This window comes from Streptomyces sp. NPDC096013, from assembly GCF_044763565.1.
In the GTDB taxonomy this organism is placed as follows: Bacteria; Actinomycetota; Actinomycetes; order Streptomycetales; family Streptomycetaceae; genus Streptomyces.
This window is the reverse complement of sequence record NZ_JBIWGK010000001.1, coordinates 580,675-602,335: the sequence shown is the minus strand read 5'-3', so window position 1 is coordinate 602,335 and position 21,661 is coordinate 580,675. Positions and strand designations below refer to the sequence as shown.

General features: G+C 69.6%; 17 protein-coding genes. 12 read left to right on the top strand and 5 right to left on the bottom strand.

The features are described 5' to 3' along the window. Positions 1 to 7: 7 nt before the first annotated feature. Positions 8 to 1,336, top strand: a complete 1,329-nt coding sequence (locus ACIRB1_RS02700; protein ID WP_403464322.1) for a glutamate-1-semialdehyde 2,1-aminomutase — start codon at positions 8 to 10, stop codon at positions 1,334 to 1,336. A 7-nt stretch (positions 1,337 to 1,343) separates the two neighbouring features. Here ACIRB1_RS02700 and ACIRB1_RS02695 read toward each other — a convergent pair whose 3' ends face one another. Further along, entirely contained in the window at positions 1,344 to 2,018 is a 675-nt protein-coding gene (locus tag ACIRB1_RS02695; RefSeq protein ID WP_403464321.1) for a phosphatase PAP2 family protein, read from the bottom strand. A gap of 169 nt (positions 2,019 to 2,187) precedes the next feature. Next, positions 2,188 to 3,660: an aldehyde dehydrogenase gene (locus tag ACIRB1_RS02690; RefSeq protein WP_403464320.1), complete on the bottom strand. Its 1,473-nt coding sequence runs from the start codon at positions 3,658 to 3,660 to the stop codon at positions 2,188 to 2,190. Between the two features lie 227 nt (positions 3,661 to 3,887). On the opposite strand from ACIRB1_RS02690, the gene ACIRB1_RS02685 reads away from it, so the two are divergent. From ACIRB1_RS02685 to ACIRB1_RS02665, 5 genes are all read left to right on the top strand, one after another. Continuing rightward, a complete protein-coding gene (locus ACIRB1_RS02685; RefSeq protein WP_403464887.1) occupies positions 3,888 to 4,376 on the top strand; it encodes a TetR/AcrR family transcriptional regulator in 489 nt (162 codons plus the stop codon). 131 nt (positions 4,377 to 4,507) lie between these two features. Continuing rightward, positions 4,508 to 5,596, top strand: a complete 1,089-nt coding sequence (locus ACIRB1_RS02680) for an S-(hydroxymethyl)mycothiol dehydrogenase (RefSeq protein WP_403464318.1) — start codon at positions 4,508 to 4,510, stop codon at positions 5,594 to 5,596. Positions 5,597 to 5,753: 157 nt separating this feature from the next. Further along, entirely contained in the window at positions 5,754 to 6,116 is a 363-nt protein-coding gene (locus ACIRB1_RS02675; protein ID WP_352181135.1) for a bifunctional 3-phenylpropionate/cinnamic acid dioxygenase ferredoxin subunit, read from the top strand. Next, the gene (locus ACIRB1_RS02670; protein ID WP_403464317.1) at positions 6,113 to 7,282 is read left to right on the top strand and encodes an NAD(P)/FAD-dependent oxidoreductase; all 1,170 of its coding nucleotides are present in this window, start codon (positions 6,113 to 6,115) and stop codon (positions 7,280 to 7,282) included. Before ACIRB1_RS02675 ends, ACIRB1_RS02670 begins: the two co-directional genes overlap by 4 nt. 77 nt (positions 7,283 to 7,359) lie before the next feature. Next, positions 7,360 to 8,490, top strand: a complete 1,131-nt coding sequence (locus ACIRB1_RS02665; RefSeq protein ID WP_403464316.1) for an aromatic ring-hydroxylating dioxygenase subunit alpha — start codon at positions 7,360 to 7,362, stop codon at positions 8,488 to 8,490. 25 nt (positions 8,491 to 8,515) lie between these two features. On the opposite strand, the gene ACIRB1_RS02660 is transcribed toward ACIRB1_RS02665, so the two are convergent. Together ACIRB1_RS02660 and ACIRB1_RS02655 are read right to left on the bottom strand one after the other, a co-directional pair. Beyond that, positions 8,516 to 9,262 carry an IclR family transcriptional regulator gene (locus tag ACIRB1_RS02660; protein WP_403464886.1) on the bottom strand — a complete coding sequence of 249 codons (747 nt, stop codon included), beginning with the start codon at positions 9,260 to 9,262 and terminating at the stop codon, positions 8,516 to 8,518. Between the two features lie 230 nt (positions 9,263 to 9,492). Further along, positions 9,493 to 10,167 (bottom strand): lysophospholipid acyltransferase family protein, encoded by a 675-nt coding sequence (locus tag ACIRB1_RS02655; protein WP_403464885.1) that lies wholly within the window; start codon positions 10,165 to 10,167, stop codon positions 9,493 to 9,495. 399 nt (positions 10,168 to 10,566) lie between these two features. On the opposite strand from ACIRB1_RS02655, the gene betA reads away from it, so the two are divergent. Next, on the top strand, positions 10,567 to 12,231 hold the full coding sequence (gene betA / locus ACIRB1_RS02650) for a choline dehydrogenase (protein WP_403464315.1): 1,665 nt from the start codon (positions 10,567 to 10,569) through the stop codon (positions 12,229 to 12,231). Between the two features lie 78 nt (positions 12,232 to 12,309). On the opposite strand, the gene purU is transcribed toward betA, so the two are convergent. Further along, positions 12,310 to 13,182 (bottom strand): formyltetrahydrofolate deformylase, encoded by an 873-nt coding sequence (gene purU / locus ACIRB1_RS02645; protein WP_352181140.1) that lies wholly within the window; start codon positions 13,180 to 13,182, stop codon positions 12,310 to 12,312. Between the two features lie 220 nt (positions 13,183 to 13,402). On the opposite strand from purU, the gene ACIRB1_RS02640 reads away from it, so the two are divergent. The 5 genes from ACIRB1_RS02640 to ACIRB1_RS02620 all read left to right on the top strand — a co-directional run bounded on the left by ACIRB1_RS02640 (position 13,403) and on the right by ACIRB1_RS02620 (position 21,642). Next, positions 13,403 to 14,872: an aldehyde dehydrogenase family protein gene (locus tag ACIRB1_RS02640; RefSeq protein WP_403464314.1), complete on the top strand. Its 1,470-nt coding sequence runs from the start codon at positions 13,403 to 13,405 to the stop codon at positions 14,870 to 14,872. Between the two features lie 20 nt (positions 14,873 to 14,892). Further along, positions 14,893 to 15,981, top strand: coding sequence for a glycine betaine/L-proline ABC transporter ATP-binding protein (locus tag ACIRB1_RS02635; protein ID WP_329551731.1), 1,089 nt, complete (start codon positions 14,893 to 14,895; stop codon positions 15,979 to 15,981). After that, the gene (locus ACIRB1_RS02630; RefSeq protein WP_403464313.1) at positions 15,981 to 17,987 is read left to right on the top strand and encodes an ABC transporter permease; all 2,007 of its coding nucleotides are present in this window, start codon (positions 15,981 to 15,983) and stop codon (positions 17,985 to 17,987) included. The genes ACIRB1_RS02635 and ACIRB1_RS02630 overlap by 1 nt, the downstream gene beginning before the upstream one ends. A 14-nt stretch (positions 17,988 to 18,001) precedes the next feature. Next, complete coding sequence (locus ACIRB1_RS02625) at positions 18,002 to 18,967, top strand: ABC transporter substrate-binding protein (protein WP_352181143.1); 966 nt, start codon at positions 18,002 to 18,004, stop codon at positions 18,965 to 18,967. Between the two features lie 236 nt (positions 18,968 to 19,203). Further along, complete coding sequence (locus tag ACIRB1_RS02620) at positions 19,204 to 21,642, top strand: FAD-dependent oxidoreductase (RefSeq protein WP_403464312.1); 2,439 nt, start codon at positions 19,204 to 19,206, stop codon at positions 21,640 to 21,642. Positions 21,643 to 21,661 lie beyond the last annotated feature (19 nt).

Sequence of the window (21,661 nt, the reverse complement as noted above, 5' to 3'; positions counted from 1 at the left end):
GGTCCCCGTGGACACCGAAGTGCTTGACCTGCCCCTGTCGCGGACCGCCAACGAGCGGCTGCACACCATGATCCCCGGGGGCGCTCACACCTACGCCAAGGGCGACGACCAGTACCCCGAGAACCTGGCCCCGGTCATCAGCCACGGCAGCGGTGCCCACGTGTGGGACGTCGACGGCAACCGCTACATCGAGTACGGCTCCGGCCTGCGGTCGGTCAGCCTCGGCCACGCCCACCCCCGCGTGCTCGAGGCGGTGCGGCGCGAACTCGACCGCGGCAGCAACTTCGTCCGGCCGTCCATCGTGGAGGTCCAGGCCGCGGAACGCTTCCTGGCCACGGTGCCGACCGCCGAGATGGTGAAGTTCGCGAAGAACGGCTCCGACGCCACCACCGCCGCGGTGCGTCTGGCGCGCGCCGCCACCGGGCGCCCGCGGGTGGCCATCTGCGGCGACCATCCGTTCTTCTCCGTCGACGACTGGTTCATCGGCACCACGCCGTTGTCCGCCGGAATCCCGGAGGCGACCAACGAACTCACCGTCGCGTTCCCCTACGGAGACCTGGCCGCCACGGAAGAGGTGCTCACCCGGTACCAGGGTGAGATCGCCTGCCTGATCCTCGAACCCGCCACCCACACCGAGCCGCCGCCCGGGTACCTCGCCGGCCTGCGCGACCTGGCCCACCGGCACGGCTGCGTACTGGTCTTCGACGAGATGATCACCGGCTTCCGCTGGTCCGAGGCGGGCGCCCAAGGCCTGTACGGCGTCGTCCCCGACCTCTCCACGTTCGGCAAGGCGCTGGGCAACGGATTCGCCGTCTCCGCGCTGGCCGGGCGTCGCGATCTGATGGAGCGAGGCGGACTGCGCCACTCCGGCGACGACCGGGTGTTCCTGCTGTCCACCACGCACGGTGCGGAAACGCACTCCCTCGCGGCGGCGATGGCCGTGCAGACCACGTACGTCGAAGAGGGGGTCACCGCGCGGCTGCACGCCCTCGGCGAGCGGTTGGCCGCCGGGGTGCGCGAGGCCGCGGCCGGGATGGGCGTCGGCGACCACGTCGTCCTCCACGGCCGGGCCAGCAACCTGGTCTTCGCCACCCTCGACGAGAACGGGCGGCCGTCGCAGCAGTACCGCACCCTGTTCCTGCGGCGGCTCCTCGCGGGCGGAGTGCTGGCCCCCTCCTTCGTGGTGAGCAGCGCACTCGACGACGCGGACATCGACCGCACCGTCGACGTGGTGGCCGAGGCATGCGCGGTGTACCGGAAGGCACTCGATGCCGCCGACCCCACCCCCTGGCTGGCCGGGCGTCCTGTGAAGCCGGTGTTCCGCCGCTCGGCGTGACGTGACGTCAGCGGTGGTCCCGGCGGCCGGGCCCGGCCATCCGGTCGGCGATGCGGTCGACCAGCCACGCGGTCGCCGGAACCACCGCCAGCGCCGTGCACCAGCCGCCGAGGGCGTCGGTCGGGTAGTGCGCGCCCAGCCCGACCTCCGCCCAGCCCATGACGGCGCCGGCCACCAGCGCCGCCGCGAGCACGAGTGACGTACCGGCTCTCCTGCCCAGGCCGAGCCGGTCCGTCGCGAACAGCGCCGCCATGACGGCGAGCGCGGTGGCGAAGGCGGTGTGACCGCTCGGGTAGGACAGGTTGCCGGGGCCGTGGATGGTCCGTCCCACCACGTGCTTGAGCACCGTGGTCGCCCCCACGGTCGCACCGGCGCCGGCGACGACCAGCACCGCCGGGCGGGGGCGCCGACGCACCAGACAGCCCACCACACCGGCCACGATCACCGCCGTCGATCCCGCGGGTTCCCCCAAGAAGTCCAGGGCCAGGGCGACTTGGCGCCAGGGCGCCCGCACACTGTCCGCAGTCGGCGGCCGGATCCAGCTGTCCACCGTGCCGGGTGCGCTGTGCCCGGCGTACAGGACCCCGAGCGCGACGACCACCAGCGCGGCGAGGACCGCGATCAGCCCGAGCGACGGGCGCAGCGACGGCGGCAGCACCGATGGCGCCGGGCGGCCGGTCACACGTTCACCGTGTCCGGCCGGCCCGGGGTGGTGACCTTGTTCCGCTGACCGCCCGCCGTGATCCAACCCGAGCCCCCGTCGTATCCGGTCCACTCTCCACCGGCCACCCCTGACCGCCCCGCGGACATCCGCTCCTGGGCTGTACGTCCCGGTGTGAGCCCTCAGCACCCTAGCCGTTCCGGTCGACCGAAACGGCGGGGGTGAGGGTGACGGTCTTGTATTCGACGTACTGGCCGAGCCCGACTGCCCCGTATTCACGGCCGATTCCGCTGGCCTTGTAACCGCCGAACGGTCCGTCGAAGGCGATGGGCGCCCCGTTCACGGTGACCGTCCCGGTACGCAGGCGGCGGGCGACGGCGAGCGCGTGGGCCTGGTCGGCGGACCACACTCCGCCCGAGAGGCCGTACTCCGAGTCGTTGGCGATCCGTACGGCGTCGTCCTCGTCCTCGTAGGGGATGACGACGAGGACCGGGCCGAAGATCTCCTCCTGGGCGATCCGCATCGAGTTGTCGACGTCGGCGAAGACGGTCGGGGTGACGTAGTTGCCGCCTTCGAGGCCGGCCGGCACCTCGGGTCCGCCGGTGACCAGACGGGCGCCCTCCTTGATGCCGAGTTCGATGTACTCGCGTACGCGCTGCTGTTGATCGGGGCGGACCATCGGGCCGATGAACGTGCCGGGGTCGCTCGGGTCGCCGACCTTGAGCGACTCCACGAGGTCCTTCAGGGCGGCCACGACCTCCTCGTAGCGGACACGGGGTGCGAGGACACGCGTCTGCGCGATGCACGCCTCGCCGTTGTTCAGGAGGGACGCGAACTTCAGTCCCTCTACGGCCAGTCGGACATCGGCGTCGTCCAGGATGACGGCGGCCGACTTGCCGCCCAACTCCAGGCTGACGCGCTTGAGTTGCTCACCCGCGATGGACGCGATCCGGCGGCCGGCCCGGGTCGAGCCGGTGAGCGCCACCTTGTCCACATCGGGGTGCGACACCAGGTACTCGCTGGTCTCGCGGTCGGCGGGCAGGACGCTGATCACACCCTCCGGCAGGCCGGCGCGCTCCAGCAGTTCGGCGAGGAGTCCCATGCTCAGCGAGTTCTCCGGGGACACCTTGAGGACGACCGTGTTCCCGGCCAGCAGCGCGGGGACGACCTTGGCCAGAGCCGCCGAGAACGGGGAGTTCCACGGAATGACGGCCGCCACGACACCGATCGGCTCGCGGCGCACGACGCTCCGGACGGGGGAGTCGGGGTCGGACGGCGTCAGCGTCTCCTCCCAGCCGAACTCCTCGGCGGCCTTGAGATAGGCGCCCGCCTGGCGGCCGAGCCCCGGCTGCCCGGCCAGCGTGAACCAGCCCGCCGAGCCGTTCTCCGCCGAGATGAGCGCGGCGATCTTCTCGGCGTCGGCCGCGCGCAACGCGTCGAGCCGCCGGATGACGGCGATGCGTTCCGCGGGCGCGGTACGGGGCCAGGGTCCCTCGTCGAAGGCGGCGCGGGCGACGGCGACGGCCCGGTCCACGTCGGCGGGACGGGCCTGCGCGGCCCGGCCGATCACCGAGCGGTCGTGCGGTGACCGGATGTCGAGCAGATCGGGGCTGCTGGGAGCGGTCCACGAACCCGCGATGAAGAGTCGGTCGTAGATGATCATGTGCGCTCTCCCGAAGGGCTGAGGGGCTGAGGAGTGGACGGGCTGAGGGGCGGCTGGGCGATGGGGCGGCCGTCTCTATAACTGTCACTTTAATGTAGCACTTGTGTTGTAGAACGCTACTCCTATGGGGTGGTACACACGTCAGGTTCCACATCGCGGGCTATGCTTCGCGTGTGAGAGCCGACGCCGTACGCAACCTCGAAGCCGTCCTGACGACCGGAGCGCGCATGCTCGCCGCCGATCCGGGCGCGAGCATCGCCGCCATCGCCGCCGAGGCGGGCGTCGACCGCCGTACCGTCTACCGGCGGTTCGCCTCCCGGGAGGAGTTGCTCGCGGCGATCTACGAGGCGCGGGTCGAGGCCATCGAGCGGGCCGTCGAGGACGCCAGGCTGCGCGAGGCGCCCGTCGCCGTGGCCCTGCACCGGTACGTCGAGGGGATCATCGGCGTCAACCGCAAGTGGCCCGTGGAACTCACCCGCATGAAGGCCGACGAGACGATCCGCGGTCGCCGTGACGCCGTGATCCAGGAGGTCGACACCTTCTTGGAGCGCGCCGCGGCCGAGGGGCTGCTGCGCGCCGACACCCCTGCCGCGTGGGCGAGTTCGCTGCTGCCGCAGCTCATGCACCTGGCCTCGCGGCAACTGCCCGAGCTCACGGACGCCCAGGCCGCCGACATGGTCGTCGACACGTTTCTGCGGGGGCTAGGCGGCCGGTGATGCCGGCGGTGCGTGCCGGACCGACTTCTTGACCCCCGTTCCGCCCTCCCTGATGCTGTGTTGCGACACGCGCGAAGCGTGCCGTAATGAGCAACATCGTGCTCAGGTCTCGAACCAGCCGAGGAGTGGCCATGACGCATCAGGTCCGTGCTGTCGTCGCGCGAGGCAAGGGTGCCCCCGTCAGCCTGGAGACGATCGTCGTCCCCGATCCCGGGCCGGGCGAGGCGCTGGTGAAGGTCGAGGCGTGCGGGGTCTGCCACACCGATCTGCACTACCGCGAGGGCGGCATCAACGACGAGTTCCCGTTCCTGCTCGGCCATGAGGCCGCGGGTGTCGTGGAGTCGGTGGGGGAGGGCGTCACCGAGGTCGCGCCCGGTGACTTCGTGATTCTCAACTGGCGTGCCGTGTGCGGTAATTGCCGGGCCTGTCTGCGTGGCCGCCCCTGGTACTGCTTCGACACGCACAACGCGAAGCAGAAGATGACCCTTGCCTCGACCGGCCAGGAACTCTCCCCGGCCCTGGGCATCGGTGCCTTCGCCGAGAAGACGCTGGTCGCCGCCGGGCAGTGCACCAAGGTTGACCCGGCTGTCTCGCCGGCTGTGGCGGGGTTGTTGGGCTGTGGGGTGATGGCGGGTATCGGTGCGGCGATCAATACCGGGAATGTCGGGCGGGGTGACAGTGTCGCGGTCATCGGGTGTGGTGGGGTGGGTGACGCGGCGATCGCGGGGTCCCGGCTCGCGGGTGCGGCGCGGATCATCGCCGTGGACATCGATGACCGGAAGCTGGAGAAGGCCCGGTCCATGGGTGCCACGCACACGGTCAACTCGGAGGCGGACGATCCGGTCGAGGCGATCCGTGAGCTGACCGGCGGGTTCGGTGCCGATGTCGTCATCGAGGCGGTCGGCCGCCCGGAGACGTACAAGCAGGCCTTCTATGCGCGGGACCTGGCGGGCACGGTGGTGCTCGTCGGGGTGCCGACGCCGGAGATGAAGCTCGAACTCCCGCTCCTGGACGTCTTCGGACGCGGTGGTTCGCTGAAGTCGTCGTGGTACGGCGACTGCCTGCCCTCCCGCGACTTCCCCATGCTCATCGACCTCTGTCTCCAGGGGCGGCTGGATCTCGACGCGTTCGTCACGGAGACCATCGCGCTGGAGGACGTGGAGAAGGCGTTCGAGCGGATGCACGGCGGCGACGTGCTGCGTTCGGTAGTGGTGCTGTGACGATCCTGGTGTTGCTGATGACGCGAGATGTTGCGTAGAAGGCAACACCAGGTAAGGGCTTCGCATGGCCTCTGGATGCCTTGACAACGGTTTGGGGGCGCCCCCAAACTGACGTTGCGCTTACCGCAATCCGTTTCGCTATACGCACCGAGGTGTCATGATGATTCCCGCGTGCCTTCTCGTGGATCTGCCGCGAGGCGAGGCCTACCGGCTCGACATCGATCCGCCGGTTTCGGTGTTCCACACCGACGACGGCGAGGTCTTCGCCATCGACGACACCTGCACCCACCAGGACGCCTCGCTCGCGGACGGCTGGCTGGAGGGCTGCGAGGTGGAATGCCCGCTGCACGCTTCGAAGTTCGACCTGCGGACGGGAGCCGTCGACGCCCCGCCGGCCAAGCGCCCGGTGCGTACGCATGAGGTCCTGGTCCAGGACGGCATGATCTACGTCGTGCCGTCCACGGACGCCCCGAACCTGCCGCCCTGCGTCACCGCCCGCCTCGCCGGAGGCCCCGCGTGAGGACCGTCGCCGTGGTGGGCGCCTCGCTGGCCGGCCTGTCGGCGGCGCGCTCGCTGCGGAAGCGGGGCTACGACGGACGGCTCGTCGTCATCGGCGACGAACCCCATCGCCCGTACGACCGGCCCCCGTTGTCCAAGGAGTTCCTCGCCGGGACCCTCGCCGAGGCCGACCTCATGCTGGAGACGGACGACGAGGACCTGCGCGCGGAGTGGCTGCTCGGTGCCCGCGCCGTAGGGCTCCAAGCCGACGGCGCCGAGCGGGTGTTGCTCCTCGACGACGGTCGGGAGGTGCGGGCCGACGGTGTCGTGGTGGCGACCGGCGCGGTGGCACGGAACCTGCCGGGCACGGAAGGGCTGGCCGGTGTGCACACCCTGCGCACCCTGGACGACGCCCGCGCCCTGCGGGACGAACTCGCCCTGGGCGGACGGCTGGTGGTGATCGGTGGCGGCTTCATCGGCGCCGAGGTCGCCTCCACGGCGTACGCCCTCGGACTCGACGTGACGGTGATCGAGGCGGCACCGACCCCCCTCGCCGGACCCCTCGGCGAGGCCATGGGCGAGATCGTCTCCGCCCTCCACGAGGCCCACGGCGTACGGCTGTTGTGCGGGGTCGGGGTCAAGGGGCTGAGCGGGGAGACCCACGTCGACGCGGTGCTGCTGGAGGACGGGCGGACGGTCCCCGCCGACACGGTCGTCGTCGGTGTCGGCGCCCGGCCCTGCGTCGAGTGGCTTGAGGGTTCCGGCGTCGAGTTGGACAACGGCGTCAAGTGCGGCGCCGACGGGCGGACCAGCCTCGCCGGGGTGGTCGCCGTAGGAGACTGTGCCAACTGGTATGACCCGCGGGCCGGTTCGCACCGGCGGGTCGAGCACTGGACCGGGGCGCGGGAGCGGCCCGAGGTGGCTGTGGGCGCGTTGCTGTCGTGGGGGGCTGTGGAGGCGGGGGTGCCGAGGCCGCCGTACTTCTGGTCGGACCAGTACGGCGTGAGGATCCAGTTCGCCGGTCACTCCGCCGGTGCCGACAGTGTGACCGTTGAGGAGGGCGCCCCGGGCGACCGCAGTTTCCTCGCCGTCTACCGGAGTGCCGGGCAGCCGGTAGCCGTGCTCGCGATGAACCAGCCGAGGCTGTTCACGCGGTGGCGCAAACAGCTTGCCGTGACGCCGAGTTGACCCCCATCCGCGCCGCCCGGAGTCGCTCTTCCCGGCGTGTGCCCGACCGACCCACGACGTTCTCGGAGGAGTGCACTGTGACCTCGACCAGCCTGCCGGACAGCCTGATCGCCACCCTGCCCGGCTCCTCCTACACGGACCCCGGCCTCTTCGCCCAGGAACAGGAACGCATCTTCGAGACGATGTGGTTCTGCACGGTCCGCGCCTCCGACCTGGCCAGACCGGGCGCCTTCCGGACCGTCGACGTGGGCCGCGAGAGCATCCTGATCACCCGTGCCCGCGACAACTCGATCCGCGCCTACTTCAATGTCTGCCGGCACCGGGGCGCCAAACTCCGCACGGAGGAGACCGGCGAGGTCAAACGCGCCTTCCAATGTCCGTACCACGCCTGGACGTACGACCTGAACGGCAAACTGGTCGCCGCGCCCAACCTCACGAAGATGCCCGACGTCGGCCGTACCGAGTTCGGGCTCGTCGGTGTCGCGGTGCGCGAATGGCTCGGCTATGTGTGGGTCAACCTGGCCGAGAACCCGCCGTCGTTCGACGAGGACGTCATCGGCGAGGTCGTCACCCGGCTCGGCGACGTGGAGTCTCTGGACCACTACGACATCGACCACCTCTCGGTGGGCAGGCGCATCGTCTACGACGTCAGGGCCAACTGGAAGCTCATCATCGAGAACTTCATGGAGTGCTACCACTGCGCCACGATCCACCCCGAACTCACCGAGGTGCTACCGGAGTTCGCCGACGGCTACGCCGCGCAGTACTACGTCGGCCACGGCGCCGAGTTCGGTGAGGAGGTGCGGGGATTCACCGTCGACGGCTCGGAGGGCCTCGACCGCATCCCCGGGGTGAGCGACGACCAGGACCGCCGCTACTACGCGATCACCATCAAGCCGCAGGTGTTCATCAACCTCGTCCCCGACCATGTGATCTTCCACCGGATGTACCCGGTGGCCGTCGACCGCACGATCGTCGAGTGCGACTGGCTCTACCTCCCGCACGTCGTCGAGAGCGGCAAGGACGTCAGCCGGTCCGTGGAGCTCTTCGACCGGGTCAACCGCCAGGACTTCGAGGCGTGCGAGCGCACCCAGCCCGGCATGAGCTCCCGGATGTACGCCAAGGGCGGGGTGCTGGTGCCCAGCGAGCACCACATCGGAGCCTTCCACGACTGGGTGAACGAGCGCCTGGGCAGCGGGGCCCACTAGGGGACCCGTAGGGGGCGGCTCCGGTTCAGCCCAGGTACCCCATGCGGTGGCTGATCTCCTCGGCCCCCTTCACCAGCACCGGAGCCAGCTCGTGCAGCCGCTCCTCGGTGAACCGGTACGCGGGCCCCGAGGCGCTGACCGCCGCGATGACCGCGCCGTCCCGGTCGCGCACCGGCGCGGCCACGGCGTGCAGTCCGATCTCCAGCTCCTCCAGCGTCCAGGCGTATCCGCGCTCCCGCGCCTCGGCGAGGTTCTTCTCCAGCTTGGTCTTCGAGGTCAGGGTGTGCGGGGTGACCTTCTTCAGGCCAGCCTCCGACAGCAGCGCGGCGCGCTCCTTGGCGGGCAGGTGGGCCAGCAGGACCTTGCCGCTGGAGGTGGCGTGCAACGGGGTGAGTTCACCCACCCAGTTGTGCGCGGTGACGGCGCCGGGGCCGCGCACCTCGTACAGGTTGATCGCGTACTGCTCCTGCATGACCGCGATGTTGACGGTCTCACCGATCTCCTCGGCGAGCCGCTCGCAGACCGGTCGGCCCTGCTGTGTGATGTCGATACGGCCGGTGACCGCGCCCGCCAGCCGTACGATCCCGAAGCCGAGCCGGTACTTGCCGCGTTCGCCCGCCTGCTCGACCAGGCCGCGCGCCTCCAGCGCCCCGAGCAGCCGGAAGGCGGTCGACTTGTGAACGTCGATCTCGCCGGCCACCTCGCTGACACCGGCCTCGCCGCGTTGGGCCAGGATCTCCAGCACGCTGATGGCACGGTCCACGGACTGCACTCCGCCGGACTGCGAACCTGACGTTTCAGTATCTGGACTGTAGTTGCTCACAGCGAAACTATACGCGTAGTGCGGTACAACGTGTTTACAGCGAGGACTCTGATCAGGCTCTTTTGCCTGGTAGCGGGTGGTGCGCGGGGTCGGCGACGACGGCCCGCGGCTCGCCGTACCGAGTCGCGAAGTGGTCGTGAGCGGGAGAGGCCGCCCCCCTCGCGTCCGGCCCCGCTGCCTCACCCCTGGGGAAGTGACGCGCCGCGGGAGGAAGGCAGTTGACCTACCGCCTGCTGCCAGGCTGCCTCAACTGCCGTACGGGCCTGTGTGGTTGCCTCGTCGATGTCACCGGTGAGCCGGACGGGTTCGCCGATGTGGACATGCAGGTCGGGTCGGCGCAGCGGTGCCGTGACGACGCCGGCGATCTGCTTGACCCGCCCGCCGGAGACGATCCGCCGGGCACCGGCATGTCCGAGCGGGACGACGGGCGCGCCGGTGGTGAGCGCGAGCCGGGCCAGACCGGTGCGGAAGGTGCCGGGTCCGTGGTCGGCGGAGTCCCGGCGGCGGGGGAGCCCGCCCTCGGGGTAGATCACCACGATCCGGCCCGCGGCGAGTGCCTCGGCCGCCAGATCCAGCGCCGCCGCCGCGCTACGGCTGCCCCGGTGCACCGGTATGTGGCCCTCGCGGGTGAGACGGCGGCCGAGGACCGGGAGCTTCCACAGCCCCGCCGTCGCGAGGACGACCGGCTCGACGCCGAGCCGGTGCAGCGCGGCCAGGACGAGTCCGGGATCGGCGAGAGCGGTGTGGTTGGGCGCGACGACACTGCCGGGCGCGATGGTGCGGGCCGTCCCGGCGGTGGTCACGGTCAGGCGGCCGAGGAGGGGGACGACGGTACGGGCGAAGGCGCTGAGCACGTGGTGCCGACTCTCTGCTCTGGTGGTGGTGCCCGGAATGTGGCGGCTCTGTATCGTCACGCGGCGGGGTGGCCGGTGGCATGAGTACGCGTACTCACCCCTCCGGAGCGGGATCTCGAAGACTCCGCCCCCGTGTCCCACGACCACTTCGGAACCCGCGGCGGCCAAGCAGGTGACAGCCACGTCCAGGAGTATCCGCCGCACGGTGTCCGTCGCCGGCTCCCGCACCAGCAGACGGTGTCCGCCTCGGCCGCCGGTGACAAGGGACGGAGCGGTTCGGGGCTGGGAAACAGGGCGGAAACCTGGGCCATCAGGTTGCGTGGCGCGCAACCTAGTGCGTATAGCGCTACTCGTATTAGCATGCGTCGCGTATCTACGGCGCGAGCGAGACGAGAGATCATGGCTCCCCTGCAATACGACTTCGTCATCGTCGGCGGTGGATCCGCCGGCAGCGCACTGGCGAACCGGCTCTCCGCGGACCCGGCCCACCAGGTGCTCGTCCTGGAGGCCGGCCGGCCCGACTACCCGTGGGACGTCTTCATCCACATGCCGGCCGCGCTGACCTATCCCATCGGCAGCCGGTTCTACGACTGGAAGTACGAGTCGGAACCCGAACCCCACATGGGCGGTCGGCGCGTCTACCACGCCCGCGGCAAGGTCCTCGGCGGTTCCAGCAGCATCAACGGCATGATCTTCCAGCGTGGCAACCCCATGGACTACGAGCGCTGGGCCGCCGACGCCGGCATGGAGAACTGGGACTACGCGCACTGCCTGCCGTACTTCCGGCGGATGGAGAACTGCCTCGCGGCCGATCCCGACGACGAGTTCCGCGGCCACGACGGACCGCTCGTCCTCGAACGCGGGCCCGCCACCAACCCGTTGTTCGGCGCGTTCCTCGACGCCGTGCAGGAGGCGGGGTATCCGCGCACCGACGACGTCAACGGCTATCGGCAGGAGGGCTTCGCGCCCTTCGACCGCAACGTCAGCCGGGGGCGCCGACTGTCCGCGTCCAAGGCCTACTTGAAGCCCGTGCGCAAGCGGCCCAACCTCACCGTCACCACCCGCGCGATGGTCACCCGCGTCCTCTTCGAGGGCAAGAAGGCCGTCGGCGTCGAGTACCGGCACCGCGGCAAGGTCCGGCAGGTGCGGGCCCGTGAGGTCATCCTGTCCGGCGGGGCGATCAACTCCCCCCAGTTGCTTCAGCTTTCGGGCGTCGGCAACGCGAAGGAGCTGAGCGCGCTCGGCATCGACGTCGTCCACGATCTGCCGGGCGTCGGCGAGAACATGCAGGACCACCTGGAGGTGTACATCCAGTACGCCTGCAAGCAACCCGTCTCCATGCAGCCGTACATGGCGAAGTGGCGCGCCCCCTTCATCGGGCTCCAGTGGCTCTTCCGGAAGGGGCCCGCCGCGACGAACCACTTCGAGGCCGGCGGATTCGCCCGGAGCAACGAGGACGTCGACTATCCCAACCTGATGTTCCACTTCCTGCCGATCGCGGTCCGCTACGACGGGTCGTCGCCGGCGGGTGGCCACGGGTACCAGGTGCACGTCGGGCCCATGTACTCCGACGCGATCGGCTCCGTGAAGATCAAGAGCAGGGATCCGCTGGAGCATCCGGCGCTGCGCTTCAACTACCTGTCCACGGAGCAGGACCGGCGCGAGTGGGTCGAGTCGATCCGGGTCGCGCGCGAGCTGCTGAATCAGCCGGCGCTCGCTCCCTACAACGACGGGGAGATCTCGCCCGGCCCGTCCGTGGAGAGCGACGAGGAGATCCTCGCGTGGGTGGCCAAGGAGGGGGAGACGGCTCTGCATCCGTCCTGTACCTGCAAGATGGGGACGGACGAGATGGCCGTCGTCGACCCCGGCAGCATGCGGGTGCACGGGGTGGAGGGGCTGCGGGTGGTCGACGCGTCGGTGATGCCGTACGTCACCAACGGGAACATCTACGCGCCGGTGATGATGATCGCGGAGAAGGCGGCGGACCTCATTCTGGGGAAGGAGCCGCTGCCCGCCTCGGACGCCGTGTACTACCGGCACCGGGACGCCGGACGGGCCGGGTGACGCGGGCCCGCGCGCCGAGGCTCGGGGTGCCGTCCGGCACCCCGAGTCCCACCCCCTGAAGCCGTATACGGCACACCCTCACCGGAACACCACCGTACGGTTCCCGTCGACCATCACCCGGCTCTCGCTGTGCCACTTCACCGCGTGCGCCAGCACCTGCGCCTCCACGTCCCGCCCGACCGTCACCAGTTCGTCCGGGTCGAGTGAGTGGTCGACCCGGACCACGTCCTGGTCGATGATCTGGCCCTCGTCCAGTTCCGGCGTGACGTAGTGCGCGGTGGCGCCCACGAGCTTCACGCCCCGGTCGTACGCCTGCTGGTAGGGGCGGGCGCCCTTGAAGCTGGGGAGGAAGGAGTGGTGGATGTTGATGGCGTGGCCCTCCAGCTGCTTGCAGAGGTCGTCGGAGAGGATCTGCATGTAGCGGGCCAGTACGACCAGGTCGATGTCCAACTCCCTTACCAGGTCCAGGAGTCGCGCCTCCGCGTCCGCCTTGGTGTCCCGTGTGACGGGGATGTGGTGGAAGGGGACGCCGTATGTCTCCGCGAGGCCCTCGAAGTCCCGGTGGTTGGAGACGATCGCCGGGATCTCGATGTTGAGGGCCCCCGTGCGCCGGCGGAACAGCAGGTCGTTCAGGCAGTGGCCGAACCGGGAGACCATGATCAGGGTCCGGGTGGGGGTGGAGGCGTCCCTGAGGGTCCAGGAGATCCGGTAGGCCTCGGCGACCGGGCCGAATCGGTAACGCAGTGTTTTCAGGTCGGCGTTTGGATCGGAAACGTCGAAGTGGACCCTCATGAAGAAGCGGCCCTTGAGCCGGTCGTCGAATTGCTGGCTTTCGAGGATGTTGCCGGAGTTCCGGACGAGAAAGCCGCTCACGGCATGGACCAGTCCGGCACTGTCCGGACACGAGAGGGTGAGGACGAATTCCTGGCCTGGCTGCGGTCGAGGGGACATGAGCGGCCTCCGTCGGTGCGTATTGCACAACAAGGTGAGCTATACGCAACATGGTTGGGCCGGACGCCGCTCGCGGTCAAGAGGCGGCCGGGCAAGGGGCCGCATGGCGAAATCGTCATCCGCCAACCCCTTGACGTATGTCTGCACATTCGCCAGGGTGTTCCACCACAAGCAATACGGTGCACAATGCGCAACGGAATTCGCTCGAAGGGCTCCACACGTGGCAGACCTGTATGTGGACGGAGAATGGCGCGACGCGGTGGCCGGCGGTCGCCGTGACATCCGCTGTCCCGCCGACGGCACGCTCACCGCGACCGTGTCCGAGGGAACGCGTCCCGACACCGAGGCCGCGATCGCCGCGGCCCGCCGCGCCTTCGACGAAGGGCCCTGGCCGCACACCCCCGAGCGGGAGCGCGGCGCGCTGCTGCTGCGGACCGCCGATCTCATCGAGCGTGACGCCAAGGAGTTCGCCCGCGCCGAGTCGTCGGACACCGGCAAGCGACTGGTGGAGAGCGAGTACGACATCGCCGACGTCGTCGCCTGCTTCCGCTACTACGGCGGGATCGGTGGCACCGACGCCGGACGCGTCATCGACACCGGGCGCGACGACGCCGTAAGTCGCGTCGTCTACGAGCCCGTTGGGGTCTGCGGGCTCATCACGCCCTGGAACTACCCTCTGTTGCAGGCCAGTTGGAAGGTCGCTCCGGCGCTTCTCGCGGGGAACACCATCGTCCTCAAGCCGAGTGAGCTGACACCGTCCACGTCCATCCTGCTGATGCGCGCGCTGGAGGAGGCCGGGCTGCCCGCCGGGGCCGCCAATCTCGTGCTCGGTGCCGGGCCCGAGGCGGGGGCCCCGCTCTCCGAGCATCCCGCCGTCGACATGGTCTCCTTCACCGGCGGTCTCGAGACCGGCAAGCACATCATGGCCACCGCCGCCGCGACCGTGAAGAAGGTGGCGCTGGAACTGGGTGGCAAGAACCCCAACGTGGTCTTCGCGGACGCCGACTTCGAGACGGCCGTGGACTTCGCGCTCACGGCCGTCTTCCTGCACTCGGGTCAAGTGTGTTCCGCCGGAGCCCGGTTGATCGTCGAGGACTCGCTGCACGACCGGTTCGTGGACGAAGTGGTCCGGCGTGCACGGCGGATCAGGCTCGGCGGCCCCTTCGACCCCGAGGCCGAGACCGGGGCGCTGATCTCCGCGCGCCACCTGGAGAAGGTCGAGGCGTACGTCGCCGCGGGCATCGCCGAGGGCGCCGTACTGCGGTGCGGTGGTGAACGGCCGGACGAACCCGCCCTCGCCGACGGGTACTTCTACCCACCGACCGTCCTCGACGCCTGCACGCAGGACATGCGCGTGGTGCACGAGGAGTCCTTCGGACCCGTGCTGACCGTCGAGCGCTTCACCGACGAGGACGACGCGGTACGCATCGCCAACGACACCGAGTACGGGCTCGCCGGCGCCGTCTGGACCCAGGACGCGGGCAGGGCCCAGCGGGTCGCGCGGCGGCTGCGGCACGGCACGGTGTGGATCAACGACTACCACCCCTATGTGCCGCAAGCGGAATGGGGTGGCTTCGGACACTCGGGCGTGGGCCGGGAGTTGGGACCGACCGGCCTGGACGAGTACCGAGAGCCCAAGCACATCTGGCAGAACATCCAACCCAGGCCGCAGCACTGGTTCCGCGGCTGAACGCCGAAAAGAGGTCGATCGTGACCCCAGCACAGACCGAGGTGCCGCAGCGGCGCGGCACGCCCCAGGACTCGGGCCCCACCCCGGTCATATCCGTGCGCAAGCTGTGGAAGGTGTTCGGGCCGAAGGCGGAACAGGTACCCGGTTCCGAGGAGTTGTGCGGGCTCACCCGCCGTGAGCTGATGGACCGCACCGGCTGCACCGCCGCCGTACGCGATGTGAACTTCGAGGTCTCGCCCGGCGAGGTCTTCGTCGTCATGGGCCTGTCCGGCTCCGGGAAGTCCACCCTGGTGCGATGTCTGACCCGGCTGATCGAACCCACCGCGGGGGAGATCGTCTTCGAGGGCGAGGACATCCGGGACGCGGACGCCAAGCGGCTGCGCGAGCTGCGGCGCCGCAAGTTCTCCATGGTCTTCCAGCACTTCGGGCTGCTGCCGCACCGCCGGGTCGTCGACAACGTGTCGTTCGGCCTGGAGATCCGCGGCATGAGCAAGGCCGAGCGCAGCAAACGGGCCCTGGAAGTCGTCGAGTTGGTGGGACTCTCCGGCTACGAGAACTCCTACCCCGACCAGCTCTCCGGCGGCATGCAGCAACGCGTCGGCCTGGCACGGGCGTTGGCCGGTGACCCGGACGTCCTCCTCTTCGACGAACCGTTCTCCGCGCTCGACCCGCTGATCCGCCGTGACATGCAGAACGAGGTCATCCGGCTGCACCACGAGGTCGGCAAGACCATGGTGTTCATCACCCACGACCTGTCCGAGGCCCTCAAGCTGGGCGACCGCATCCTCATCATGCGCGACGGCAAGATGGTGCAGTGCGGGACCGGGGACGAACTGGTCGGCGCCCCCGCCGACGACTACGTCCGCGAGTTCGTGAAGGACGTGCCGCGCGGTGACGTCCTCACCCTGCGCTGGATCATGCGCCCCGCCGTGGACGAAGACGCCCTGGACGGGCCCGAGTTGGGCCCCGACGTCGTCGTACGCGAGGCCACCCGCGCGGTACTGGCGGCGGACAGGCCCGTCAAGGTCGTCGAGAACGGCAAGCTGCTCGGCATCGTCGGCGACGAGGAGATCCTCGCGGTCGTCGCCGGGCGGGAAGGCGACGCGTGATGACCGTCGCCGTGGAGAAACCGGAGCCCGCGCAGCAGGTCGCGGACCCCGCGCCGGAGGTGAAGGGCGTACGGCGCAGGGTCGGCCGGCCGATGCTGGTGGCCGCGATCGTCGTCGTGTGGCTGGTGCTGTTCGCCGTGCTGCGCGGAAAGCAGACGCTGACCCTGGCGGCGGCCGATCTCACCGGGCTGCACAGGTGGTTCAACGACCTCAACGACTCGGTCGGCGCCAACCGCAACTCCAACCCGCTCTTCCTCTACTTCTTCAACGAGATCCGGCTGGTCATCGACAACCTGGTGACCTTCGTCCAGGACCTGATCTCCCAGCCGAGCGGCGACCGGCCGGTGCCGCAGATCGGCTGGCTCGGGGTCGTCGGCATCGCCGGCTTCGTCTCCTGGGCCGTCGGCAACTGGCGCGTCGCGCTCCTCGCCATGGCCGGCTTCGCCTTCTTCGGGCTTCAGGGGCTGTGGCAGGAGAGCATGGACACCCTGGCGCTCACCCTCTCCGCGGTCCTCGTCGCGCTGCTGTTCGCGATCCCGCTCGGGGTGTGGGCGGGGCTGTCCGACCGGTTCAACCGGATCGTCACGCCCTTCCTGGACTTCATGCAGACGATGCCGACCTTCGTCTACCTCGCCCCGCTCACCCTGATCTTCCTCATCGGCCCGGCCTCCGCCGTGATCGCCACGGTGATCTACGCCGCCCCGCCCGCGATCCGCATCACCGCGCACGGCATCCGCTCCGTACCCGAGACCACCGTGGAAGCGGCCGACTCCATGGGGTCGACGCGCTGGCAGTCGCTGCTCAAGGTGCTGTTGCCGATGGCCAAACGGACCGTGGTGATGGGTGTCAACCAGACCATCATGGCCGCCCTCGCCATGGTCACCATCGCGGCCCTGATCGACGCGCCCGGCCTCGGCAAGACCGTCATGCAGGCACTGCAATCCCTCGACGTCGGTACGGCCTTCAACGCGGGCCTCGCCATCGTCGTCATGGCGATCGTCCTCGACCGGGTCACCACCGCGTCCAGCACCCGTGCGGAACAGGCCCGGAACTCCAGCGGGCGCTTCCTCAAGTGGCGCCGCCCGCTGCTCGGTTCGGGCGCCGTGGCCGTCGTGGTCCTCGTCTATCTGTCGCACACCTACCTCTGGGCGGCGCAGTTCCCCGGCGACGGCACCACCGGCACCCATATCGCCGACGCGGCGGACAGCGTGACGACGTGGGCGCAGGACAACCTGTCGGGGATCACCAACGCGTTCCGTGACGCGATCACCAACGGACTGCTCAACCCGTTCCAGTCGCTGCTCACCGACTCCCCGTGGTGGCTCGTCGGCGCGGCCCTCGTCGGCATCGGTGTCGTGGTCGGGGGCTGGCGCTCCGGGATCACAACTGCCGTGTGCGTGGGCCTGCTTGTGGGAACCGGCGTGTGGTCGGACGCCATGACGACGCTCGCCTCGACGGTCGTGGCGACGGTGCTGGTGATGGTGCTCGGCATCGCGTTCGGGGTGTGGATGGGGCGCAGCGCGATGGTGGACCGGCTGCTGCGGCCCACGCTGGACGCGGCGCAGGTCATGCCGCCGTTCGTCTATCTCGTGCCCTTCCTCGCCCTGTTCGGCGCGACCCGCTTCACCGCGATCGTCGCCGCCGTCGTGTACGCCGTACCGGTCGCCATCAAGATCACCGCCGACGGGGTGCGGGCCGTGCCCGAGACCACCGTCGAGGCGGCCACCGCGGCCGGGTGCAACACCTGGCAGATCATCACCAAGGTTCAACTCCCGATGGCACGCAGCGCCTTGACCCTCGCCACCAACCAGGGCCTGATCTACGTGCTGTCGATGGTTGTTGTGGGCGGCCTGGTGGGAGCCGGCGCCCTCGGCTACGACGTCGTGGCCGGATTCTCGCAGGGCGAGCTGTACGGCAAGGGACTGGCGGCGGGGCTCGCCATCGTCCTGCTCGGAGTCATGTTCGACCGGATCACTCAGGCGGCCGCGCGCCGAACCCGCGCTTAAAGGAGCACGACACCATGGCAAGACACTGGCGAACCGGCGCGGCCGGACTGGCCGTTCTCGGCCTCACCCTCACCGCCTGCGGCGGGGCGAAGGTCGGCGACACCTCGTCCGGCACGAGCGGCAAGAGCTCGGGCAAGTGCGGCACCTTCAACCTCGCGGTCAACCCCTGGGTGGGCTACGAGGCGGACGCGGCCGTCGTCGCGTACGTCGCACAGCACCAGCTCGGCTGCACGGTCGACAAGAAGGACCTGAAGGAAGAGATCGCCTGGCAGGGCTTCGGTACCGGCGAGGTCGACGCCGTCCTGGAGAACTGGGGCCACGACGACCTCAAGAAGAAGTACATCACCGGCCAGAAGACCGCCGTCGAGGCCGGCCAGACCGGCAACAAGGGCATCATCGGCTGGTACGTGCCGCCGTGGCTCGCCAAGGCCCACCCCGACATCCTCACCTACAAGAACCTGAACAAGTACGCATCCAAGTTCAAGACCTCCGAATCGGGCGGCAAGGGCCAACTCCTGGACGGGGACCCGTCCTACGTCACCAACGACGCCGCGCTGGTGAAGAACCTGAACCTCGACTTCAAGGTGGTGTACGCGGGCAGCGAGACCGCGCTCATCCAGGCGTTCCGCACCGCCGAGAAGAACAAGCAGTGGGTCATCGGCTACTTCTACGAGCCGCAGTGGTTCCTCTCCGAGGTCCCGCTGAAGAAGGTCTCCCTGCCCAAGTACACGACCGGCTGCGACGCCGACGCGGCGAAGATCGCCTGCGACTATCCCGTCTACGACCTCGACAAGATCGTCAGCGCGAAGTTCGCCAAGTCGGGCAGCCCCGCCTACAACCTGGTGAAGAACTTCAGCTGGACCAACGAGGACCAGAACACCGTCGCCAAGTACATAGCGCAGGACAAGCTGTCCGACGACGCGGCGGCGAAGAAGTGGGTCGACGCCAACAAGGACAAGGTCGACGCCTGGCTCAAGTAGCCCTGGCGGAACCCCGGTCGACCATGCCCGGTGGGCGGTGCGCGCAGATGCGTACCGCCCACCGGGCATTGCCGTGTGCCGCCCCGCACCGCCGTGTCCAGGCCGGTGATCCGGGCTGTTTCCCGACGTCGAGGACCCCTTGACACCCGCTCCTCACGCCGGGCACATTGAGTTGCGCAACCTGAAGCATGTTGCGCAGACAGCAACTGGATTGCTTTCTAGCCGGAGGTGCGGCGATGGCGGGACCCCGAGTGGTCATCATCGGAGCGGGCGTCGTGGGGGCGGCACTCGCGGACGAGATCTCCGCGCGAGGCTGGACCGAAGTGACCGTGGTCGACCAGGGCCCGCTGCCCGCCACCGGCGGCTCCTCCTCGCACGCGCCGGGGCTGGTCTTCCAGACCAACTCCTCCAAGACCATGACCGAGTTGGCCCGCTACACGGTCGAGAAGTTCTGCTCCCTCGACGTCGACGGCAAGCCCTGCTTCCTCCAGGTCGGCGGCCTGGAGATCGCCACCACCCCCGAGCGTGTCGCCGAACTCCACCGCCGCCACGGCTGGATCACCGCGTGGGGCATCGAGGCCCGCCTGCTGAGCCCCGAAGAGTGCGTGGAACAGCACCCGCTGGTGAACCCCGACCGCGTCCTCGGCGGCCTCCTGGTCCCCACCGACGGCCTCGCGAAGGCCGTCCTCGCGGTGGAGGCCCAGATCCGCCGGGCCACCGAACGCGGAGTGACCTTCCTCGCCCGCCACGAAGTCCTGGACGTCCAGCAGGCCGACGGCCGCGTCACCGGCGTCCTCACCGACCAGGGCGAGATCCCCGCCGACATCGTCGTGTGCTGCGCCGGCATCTGGGGCCCGAAGATCGCCCGCATGGCGGGCATGAATCTCCCGCTGACCCCGCTCGGCCACCAGCTCGCCTGGACCGGTCCCGTACCCGCCCTCGCCGGCCAGACCGAGGAGGCCGTCCGCCCGATCCTGCGCCACCAGGACGCCGACCTCTACTACCGCGACCGCTTCGACGCCATCGGCATCGGCTACTACGGCCACCGCCCCATGCCGATCTCCGCCGACGACATCCTCCCGGTCGACGACACCGACGACATGCCGTCGGTCCTGAAGTTCACCGAGGACGACTTCGCACCCGCCTGGACCGAGACCCAGTCCCTGCTCCCCACGACGAAGGACGCCAAGATCGAGGAGGGCATCAACGGCCTGTTCTCCTTCACCACCGACAACTTCCCCCTCCTCGGGGAGAGTTCGGAGGTCAAGGGCTTCTGGGTCGCCGAGGCCGTCTGGGTCACGCACTCGGCGGGCGTCGGCCGCGCGATGGCCGAGTGGCTGGTCGACGGACACTGCTCCTCGTTCGACCTCCACGAGTGCGACGTCAACCGCTTCGAACAGCACCAGCTCGCCCCCGCATACGTCCTGGCCCGCGACTGCCGGAACTTCGTCGAGGTCTACGACATCCTCCACCCCCTCCAGCCATCCGGTGACCCGCGTCCGATCCGCACCAGCCCCTTCCACACCCGCCAGCAGGAACACGGCGCGGTCTTCCTGGAGGCCAACGGCTGGGAACGCCCCCAGTGGTACGAGGCCAACTCGACGCTCCTTGAGGGCCGTTCGATCCCCACCCCGAACGACTGGGCCGCCCAGTACTGGTCGCCCATCGTCGGCGCCGAGGCACAGGCCACCCGCGAGACCGTCGCGATGTACGACATGACGGCCCTCAAGCGCCTGGAGGTCACGGGCCCCGGCGCCGCCGGCTTCCTGGAGGGTCTGGTCACCGGCAAGGTCGCCAAGTCGGTCGGCTCGGTGACGTACACGCTGCTGCTGGACGAGGACGGCGGCATCCGCAGCGACATCACCGTCGCCCGTCTGGCCCGCGACCGCTTCCAGGTCGGCGCCAACGGCAACCTCGACCTCGACTGGCTCACCCGCCACCTGCCCGCCGACGGAACGGTCCAGGTCCGCGACATCACCCCCGGCACCTGCTGCATCGGCCTGTGGGGCCCGCTCGCCCGCAAGGTCCTCCAGCCCCTGACGGACGAGGACTTCACGAACGAGGGCCTCAAGTACTTCCGCGCGAAAAGCGCCTACATCGGCACGGTCCCGGTGACAGCCATGCGCCTCTCCTACGTCGGCGAACTCGGCTGGGAGCTGTACACCACCGCCGACCAGGGCCAGAAACTCTGGGACACCCTGTGGCAGGCGGCCAGGCCCCTCGGCGGCATCATCGCCGGGCGTGGCGCCTTCAACAGCCTCCGCCTGGAGAAGGGCTACCGCTCCTTCGGCACCGACATGACCTACGAGCACGACCCCTACGAGGCCGGCGTCGGCTTCGCCGTCAAGCCAGACAAGGGCGACTTCCTCGGCAAGGCGGCACTGGAACGCCGAAAGACCGCCGTACAGAGGCAGTTGACCTGCCTCACCATCGACGACCCGCACTCCGTCGTCATGGGCAAGGAACCGGTCTACGACGGCGAGCGCGCCGTCGGCTACGTCACCAGCGCCGCCTACGGCTACACGATCGGCAAGGGCATCGCCTACGCCTGGCTCCTGGCCGAACTCGCCACCCCAGGAACCCCGTTGCACATCGGCTACTTCGACCGGCGCGTCGAGGCGGTCGTCGCCGCGGAGCCGCTGTTCGACCCGACGATGTCCCGTCTCCGTGGCTGACCGGAAGGACGCGAACGCC

Bases quoted from the DNA above. Each gene is read 5' to 3' on its own strand.
- ACIRB1_RS02690 (WP_403464320.1), bottom strand. From the start codon at position 3,660: ATGATCATCTACGACCGACTCTTCATCGCGGGTTCGTGGACCGCTCCC.
- ACIRB1_RS02685 (WP_403464887.1), top strand. From the start codon at position 3,888: ATGCTCGCCGCCGATCCGGGCGCGAGCATCGCCGCCATCGCCGCCGAG.
- ACIRB1_RS02680 (WP_403464318.1), top strand. From the start codon at position 4,508: ATGACGCATCAGGTCCGTGCTGTCGTCGCGCGAGGCAAGGGTGCCCCC.
- ACIRB1_RS02675 (WP_352181135.1), top strand. From the start codon at position 5,754: ATGATGATTCCCGCGTGCCTTCTCGTGGATCTGCCGCGAGGCGAGGCC.
- betA (WP_403464315.1), top strand. From the start codon at position 10,567: ATGGCTCCCCTGCAATACGACTTCGTCATCGTCGGCGGTGGATCCGCC.
- purU (WP_352181140.1), bottom strand. From the start codon at position 13,182: ATGTCCCCTCGACCGCAGCCAGGCCAGGAATTCGTCCTCACCCTCTCG.
- ACIRB1_RS02630 (WP_403464313.1), top strand. From the start codon at position 15,981: ATGACCGTCGCCGTGGAGAAACCGGAGCCCGCGCAGCAGGTCGCGGAC.
- ACIRB1_RS02625 (WP_352181143.1), top strand. From the start codon at position 18,002: ATGGCAAGACACTGGCGAACCGGCGCGGCCGGACTGGCCGTTCTCGGC.
- ACIRB1_RS02620 (WP_403464312.1), top strand. From the start codon at position 19,204: ATGGCGGGACCCCGAGTGGTCATCATCGGAGCGGGCGTCGTGGGGGCG.